The sequence below is a fragment of the Pseudomonas sp. SED1 genome (assembly GCF_034044025.1).
Classification (GTDB): domain Bacteria; phylum Pseudomonadota; class Gammaproteobacteria; order Pseudomonadales; family Pseudomonadaceae; genus Aquipseudomonas.
The window spans coordinates 1-6,706 of record NZ_JAXCIS010000141.1; the positions used below are offsets into that span (position 1 = coordinate 1).

Genomic DNA, 6,706 nt, shown 5'->3' on the forward strand with positions numbered 1-6,706 from the left:
GGAACCATAGGCGGCCGTTACCTAAATAACGGATATGTACACAAAACTACCTGGCCTTATCTTCCCGCCCCCGCAACACCCGATTAGGCATGGCAATCGCCGCCGCCAACCCCAACAACGAAACCCCCGCACTCACCATCAACAAATGCCTGAAGGTCACAAGCAGCTCCCCCCGCAACGCATCCTGCGCCGGCCCAGGCGCCGCATTCAAACCATCCAACAGCACATTCCCGGAACTCCCCTCAGCCACCAAAGCCCCACTGGCCAGGTGCGCAAAACTGGAGTCCTGCAACAACGCCAACAACAGCGCCGACATACACGCCACCCCGACCGCACCGCCCAGGGAACGAAACAGATTCGTGGTGCTGGTAGCCACCCCAATATCCCGCTGCTCCACCGAATTTTGCGTCCCCACCAGCGAAGTCGGAAACTGCATCCCGGCGGCAATCCCACACAGCAACATAAACAAACTGGTCACTGCCACAGCCTGCGGCGCACTGAGCGCCATGCCGAGAATCGCGATCGGACTCAGGAAAGCACCCATCAGAATCATCGGCTTATAGCGTCCAGTCACCGAAGTCATACGCCCGGCAAAATACGCCCCCATCGGCAACCCCATCGCCAGCGGAAGCAAGTGCAAAGCGGCACTGTCAGCACCGGAACCGGTCACAGTCTGGTAACGCAGCGGCATCAACACCGTGAGGGAAATCGCCTGGAAACTAGTGAAGAAAATCGTGCACCAACACAACACCGCACTGCGGTTGGCAAACAAGTGCATCGGCAACAACGGCTCCCGCGCCCGGCGCTCGTGCCACACAAACACCGTCAACGCCACCAACGCGCAAACCAACAACCCCAGCACTTCATCGTCACGCCAATGATGCCCCTGGCCAATTTCGGTAATGCCCAGCAACAGCGCCGTCAAACCGACGATCATCAACACAGTGCCGAGATAGTCGATCACCGGCTTGCGCTGCGGCACCGGCAGCCCCACCAACGTGCGATGGGCCACCCACCAGGCACCCGCGCCCAGCGGCAGGTTAATCAGGAACACCCAGCGCCACGACAGGTACTCGGTCATGTAACCACCCAACACCGGGCCGGCCACGCTCGCCACCGCGTACATGCTGCTGAAGTAACCCTGGTAACGCCCACGCTCACGAGGCGGAATGATGTCGCCGATAATCGCCTGGCTGACCGAAATCATCCCGCCGGCACCGATGCCCTGGAGGATCCGCGCCAGCACCAACTGCTCCATGCTCTGGGCCATGCCGCAGAACAGCGAAGCAAGGGTGAACAGGCCCATGCCGATCAGCATCATCGGCCGGCGCCCGTACAAGTCGCCGAGCTTGCCGTAGATCGGCACCGCCACGGTCATCGCCACCATGTAGCCCGAGATCACCCAGGCCAGCAGGTTGACGTCATGGAACTGGGCGGAAATCGCCGGCATGGACACAGCAACGATGGTCTGGTCCAGGGCCCCGAGAAAGATCGCCATCATCAAGGCGACAAGGACACTGCGAATAGCGGGTGTGGCGGGCTGATTGAGGTTGGTCACGACAGAACCTGCGAGCAAGCCCCACGGGAAAAGGAGGCCCGCGGGAATGCTCGTCAGTGTACTAGATAGCTGGCTATTCGATAGCCTCATAAGGAAGCCCGACGTAATTTTCTGCAATGGTTTTACGCCCGGCCTCGGAGTCGACGAAGTACTCCAGTTCGCTCTGGGCAATGCGCTGGCTGAAGCCGTCGGCCTCCGGGAATTGGTGCAACATCGAGGTCATCCACCAGGAAAACCGTTCGGCCTTCCAGATCCGCCGCAGGCAAATCTGCGAGTATTTCTCCAGCAATTCCACTCGGCCCTCGCGGTACACCTTGAGCAAAATAGTGAACAAGGTGCTGACATCGCTGGCCGCCAGGTTCAAGCCCTTGGCGCCGGTGGGCGGCACGATGTGCGCGGCGTCGCCCAGCAGGAACAGGCGGCCGTATTGCATTGGCTCCACCACAAAGCTGCGCAGTGGTGCGATGCTCTTTTCGATGGACGGGCCCGTCACCAGTTGCTCGATCAACGACGTAGGCAGCCGGGTTTTCAGTTCATCCCAGAAGCGCTCATCGGACCAGTCGCCAACCGACTCATCGGCCGGCACTTGCAGGTAATAGCGGCTGCGGGTCGGTGAGCGCATGCTGCACAGGGCAAAACCGCGCTCGTGCTTGGCGTACACCAGTTCATCGTGGATCGGCGGGGTGTCGGCAAGAATGCCGAGCCAGCCGAACGGATAGACACGTTCGAAGACCTTCAATGCCTCAGCGGGAATCGACTGACGCGCCACACCGTGAAAACCGTCACAGCCGGCGATGTAATCGCAGTCCAGCCGATACTGTTCACCTTCATGCTCGAAGCTCAGCCACGGCTCTGCGCTTTTCAGATCATGAGGCTGCACATTGCTGGCTCCGTACACAGTAGTGGCGCCGCTGGCCTGGCGCGCGGCCATCAGGTCGCGGGTGACTTCGGTCTGGCCGTAGATCATCACCGTCTTGCCGCCGGTCAGCGCCTTGAGGTCGATGTGGGTCAGTTGCCCGTTCAGTGCAAGCTCAAAGCCATCATGTACCAGGCCTTCGGCATCCATCCGCGCACTGACGCCGGCCTGGCGCAACAGGTCGACCATACCTTGCTCCAGCACCCCGGCACGGATGCGACCTTGCACGTAATCCGGGGTCTGGCGCTCTAGAATCAAGGTTTCAATCCCGGCATTGTGCAGCAGTTGCCCGAGCAACAGCCCCGACGGGCCGGCGCCGATGATGGCGACTTGGGTTTTCAGCGTTTTCATTATTTTTATGGCCCGCAAGCTTCACCCGAACGTATCCGGTGAAAGAGTTGTCATTGAAGGTGTTGCTGACATTTTTCACTTGAGTGCCCGGCATAAGAAGGTGAAAACTGAGCCCAAAGCTGCGCTTTTCGCCAATTGGGGCGATTACCGCACAATTATCCCGAAGTATCGGATGAAGCCATGACCAAAACTGCCAGTGCCGCGATTCCAGTATTCAAACTCTACGGTGAGAGCCAGCAATGGCCGACCCCGGATTTGTTGCACTGCGAAACCATCTCCCGGCGCAGCCGTGAGTACCAGTGGGAAATCCAGCCCCACCGGCATGCGGACCTGTGCCAATTGCTCTACGTGCACAAGGGCCAGGCGCAACTGGAAATTGAAGGCCAGCGCAGCACCCTGAGCGAAGCGACGCTGCAGGTGCTGCCGCCGTTGTGCGTGCATGGTTTTCGGTTTTCCGAAAACGTCGAAGGCTTTGTGGTGACCCTGGCCGCGCCGCTGATGGCGCACCTGCAGGGGCAACTGGGCGCGGCGCTGGATGGCCTGAATGCCCTGGGCAGCTACCCTGCCGGCAACGACAGTGACTACCTCAACAGCCTGTTTGCGCGGTTGCAGGACGAGTACGCCAGCGATCAACCGGCACGGGACATGATGATGCACGCGCTGGTCAGTGTGCTGCTGGTTTGGATCAGCCGACAGGCCATCCAGCGCCGGCATCCACGGGCGCCCCGGGGCCGCGAATACTTCCGCCGGTTCACCCAGTTGGTGGAACAGCATTACCGCGAACACCCGAAAATCGAAGACCTGGCCCACAAGCTCGGGATCTCGGTCTCACACCTGAACGGTACATGTCGGGAATTGGGCGGGCAGCCCGCGCTGCAGATCATGCACGACCGCCAATTGCTGGAAGCCAAGCGCCTGCTGACTTACACCAGCATGACCATCAATGAGATGTCTGAGGTATTGGGCTTTTCTGACCCGACCAACTTCTCGCGGCTGTTTCGCCGTCGCGTCGGGTTCTCTCCGAAAGCGTTTCGGGAGCAGTTGAAAGCCGACCAGGACGCTAGCGCAGCGAACTGAAGGCGGCCATGTGGCCAACGCATTGACCGTGATTGCAGCTGGAGGCGTAGCTCGGCTGCATGCGGGCCTGTTCGACGCGGTAGGCGGCAGTGCCGTAGAGCGCTGTGGCGGCGGCGCACAGGGTGAAAATCATCAGGTACTTTCTTGTTTTGATCGACATGATGCTGACCTCTGATCCGATCAAGAAGGTGCTTTGATAAGCATAGGTCAACTGGGGCAAGTCGCCATTATCGGACGATATTCGACATGTTTATGTCGGCTCAGAGACCGACGTCCCACACTGGCTCCTCCGGAAACCTCAACACCAAAAAATCCAGCAAGCTGCGCAGCGCCGACGGCATGTGCTTGCGCGAGGCGTACACCGCGTAGATGTTCATCTGCTGCGGCTCGGCCTCGGGCAGCAGGCGGATCAGCTCGCCGCTGCGGATGTAGTCGCCGGCCTGATAACTCGGCAACCGCGACACCCCGGCCCCCGCCAGCGTCACCCGCAATAAGGTGCTCGCCTCATTCGCACTGATATTGCCCTGCACCGGCACCGACACCGGCTCGCCGTTTTCCACGAAGTGCCACAGGCTTTTGCCGAAGTAGGAGTGGGTCAGGCAATTGTGCCGGGCCAAGTCCTGGACCCGCCGGGGCTGCGGATGCTCCAGCAGGTAAGCGGGCGATGCGCAGATCACCGAACGGCACAACGTGAGGCGGCGGGCGATCAGGTTGGGGTCCAGTTCAAAGCTGGTGCGAATCGCCAGGTCGATACGTTCGTCCACCAGGTTCACGGTGCGATCGAGCATCTGCATGTCGATGCTGACCAGCGGGTAGCGCTTGACGTATTCGGCCATGGCATCGGCCAACTGCGCCTGGCCGAAGGAGGTGCTGACGCTCAGGCGCAGCAGGCCACGGGGCGCTTCGTCCGGTTCACTGACGGCGGCCTGCATGTCGCTGCACAACTCCAGCATCTGCCGGCAACGGGGCAAGGTTTCGCTGCCGGCGGCGGTCAGGCTGAGTTTGCGCGTGGTGCGGTGCATCAGCCGCGCGCCGACCCAGTCTTCCAGCTCCGCCAGGTAGCGCGACACCACCGGCCGCGACAGGTCCAGGTGGTCGGCCGCTGCGGACTGGCTGCCCAAGTCCACCACGGCCACAAACACGCGCATTGCTTGAAGACGATCCATGATTTGCCCGCTTTTAGAAACAAACTATGTCCAAGCATCGCATTTTTTGTAGCGTTTGGTGCAACTAAGCTCTGTCCACACCTTACCGATGACTGGAGCAGCACATGTTTGGATTCTCCCCGCTCAAGCGCGTGGCCCTGGCCGCCGCCACCCTGGCTTTCGCCGCCCACGCCACGGCTGCCGACCTGACCCTGGATGCCTACAACCCGGGCGAGACCGCGATGATGCCGGTCACTTCGGTACTGGTCAGTGGCGACAAAGACGCGATCCTGGTGGACGCCCAATTCGGCAAGACCCAGGCCGAGCAACTGGTGCAAAAAATCCGCGCCAGCGGCAAGCACCTGACGACCATTTACATCAGCCATGGCGACCCGGACTACTACTTCGGCCTCGACACCCTGACCGCCGCGTTCCCCCAGGCCAAAGTCCTGGCGCCGCAGCCGGTGGTGGACCATATCAAGGCCACCGTTGAACACAAACTGGCGTTCTGGGGCCCGAAACTGGGGGCCGACAAGCCTGCCAAAGCTGTCATCCCGCAGGTACTTGAAGGCCACAGCCTGACCCTCGAAGGCAAGCAACTGGAAGTGATCGGTCTGGACGGCGCACAACCGGACCGCACCTTTGTGTGGATCCCGTCGATCAAGGCAGTCGTCGGTGGCGTGGTCGTCTCCGAGAACATCCATGTGTGGATGGCCGACACGCAGACCGCGAAGTCCCACACCGATTGGCTGGCAACCCTGCAACGTATCCAGGACTTGAAACCGCGCACCGTGATTCCGGGTCACTACCTGGGCACACCGTCGCCCAAATCCGTGGCGTTCACCGCCGACTACATCAAGGCGTTTGACGAAGAAACCGCCAAGGCCAAGGACTCTGCCGCCCTGATCGCGGCGATGAAAAAGCGTTACCCGAACCTGGGCGACGAAAGCACCCTGGAACTGGGCGCCAAAGTCGCCAAGGGCGAAATGCAGTGGTGAATTGATTCAACCCTTAACCGTACTGGAGAACGTCATGAGCAAGATCGCAATCATTGGTGCCACCGGTCGTGCCGGTAGCCAACTGCTGGAAGAAGCGTTGCGTCGCGGGCACACCGTCACGGCCATCGCACGGAATACCGACAAGATTGGCGTGCGCCCAGGGGTCACCCTCAAGCAAGTGGATGCGCTGGATGCCCAGGCGCTGGAACAGGCCATCAGCGGTAACGACGTGGTAATCAGTGCTGCGCACTTCGCCACCCTGCCACCTGAAGCGGTGATCAACCCGGTGAAAAAAGCCGGCGTAAAGCGCCTGCTGGTGGTGGGCGGTGCCGGTTCGTTGCTGTTGTCGGGCGGCACCAAGGTCATCGACAGCCCGGGCTTCCCCGAGGAATACAAAACCGAAGCCAGCGCCGGCAGTATTTTCCTCGACACCTTGCGTCAGGAAAAAGACCTGGACTGGACCTTCCTTTCGCCTTCGGCGGAGTTCACCGAGACCGCGCGCACCGGCAAATTCCGCCTGGGCCAGGATGAATTGCTGGTGAGCAGCGAAGGCCGCAGCTGGATCAGCTTTGCCGACTTTGCGATTGCGCTGATTGATGAAGTGGAAACGCCGAAGCATTCGCGCCAGCGGTTTACGGTCGGTTATTAAGCCTGACGCGCA

The 6,706-nt window shown here is 60.7% G+C and carries 7 protein-coding genes; 3 read left to right on the forward strand and 4 right to left on the reverse strand.

Annotated elements, in window-relative coordinates; genetic code table 11:
* Positions 1-46: 46 nt before the first annotated feature.
* On the reverse strand, positions 47-1,558 hold the full coding sequence (locus SNL23_RS17885) for an MDR family MFS transporter (RefSeq protein ID WP_076015892.1): 1,512 nt from the start codon (positions 1,556-1,558) through the stop codon (positions 47-49).
* Positions 1,559-1,631: 73 nt separating this feature from the next.
* Entirely contained in the window at positions 1,632-2,816 is a 1,185-nt protein-coding gene (pobA, locus tag SNL23_RS17890) for a 4-hydroxybenzoate 3-monooxygenase (protein WP_173860392.1), read from the reverse strand.
* Positions 2,817-3,005: 189 nt separating this feature from the next.
* Here pobA and SNL23_RS17895 point away from each other — a divergent pair, with 189 nt between their 5' ends.
* On the forward strand, positions 3,006-3,902 hold the full coding sequence (locus tag SNL23_RS17895) for a helix-turn-helix domain-containing protein (protein ID WP_076015894.1): 897 nt from the start codon (positions 3,006-3,008) through the stop codon (positions 3,900-3,902).
* On the opposite strand, the gene SNL23_RS17900 is transcribed toward SNL23_RS17895, so the two are convergent.
* A complete protein-coding gene (locus tag SNL23_RS17900; protein WP_167662732.1) occupies positions 3,886-4,062 on the reverse strand; it encodes a hypothetical protein in 177 nt (58 codons plus the stop codon). The genes SNL23_RS17895 and SNL23_RS17900 overlap by 17 nt on opposite strands.
* 100 nt (positions 4,063-4,162) lie before the next feature.
* Entirely contained in the window at positions 4,163-5,068 is a 906-nt protein-coding gene (locus SNL23_RS17905; RefSeq protein ID WP_076015896.1) for a LysR family transcriptional regulator, read from the reverse strand.
* A gap of 104 nt (positions 5,069-5,172) precedes the next feature.
* On the opposite strand from SNL23_RS17905, the gene SNL23_RS17910 reads away from it, so the two are divergent.
* Complete coding sequence (locus tag SNL23_RS17910) at positions 5,173-6,045, forward strand: MBL fold metallo-hydrolase (RefSeq protein WP_318302985.1); 873 nt, start codon at positions 5,173-5,175, stop codon at positions 6,043-6,045.
* A 34-nt stretch (positions 6,046-6,079) separates the two neighbouring features.
* The gene (locus SNL23_RS17915) at positions 6,080-6,694 is read left to right on the forward strand and encodes an NAD(P)-dependent oxidoreductase (protein WP_318302987.1); all 615 of its coding nucleotides are present in this window, start codon (positions 6,080-6,082) and stop codon (positions 6,692-6,694) included.
* Positions 6,695-6,706 lie beyond the last annotated feature (12 nt).

Coding starts and splice junctions, on each gene's coding strand:
- SNL23_RS17895 (WP_076015894.1), top strand. CDS start 3,006: ATGACCAAAACTGCCAGTGCCGCGATTCCAGTATTCAAACTCTACGGT.
- SNL23_RS17900 (WP_167662732.1), bottom strand. CDS start 4,062: ATGTCGATCAAAACAAGAAAGTACCTGATGATTTTCACCCTGTGCGCC.
- SNL23_RS17905 (WP_076015896.1), bottom strand. CDS start 5,068: ATGGATCGTCTTCAAGCAATGCGCGTGTTTGTGGCCGTGGTGGACTTG.
- SNL23_RS17910 (WP_318302985.1), top strand. CDS start 5,173: ATGTTTGGATTCTCCCCGCTCAAGCGCGTGGCCCTGGCCGCCGCCACC.
- SNL23_RS17915 (WP_318302987.1), top strand. CDS start 6,080: ATGAGCAAGATCGCAATCATTGGTGCCACCGGTCGTGCCGGTAGCCAA.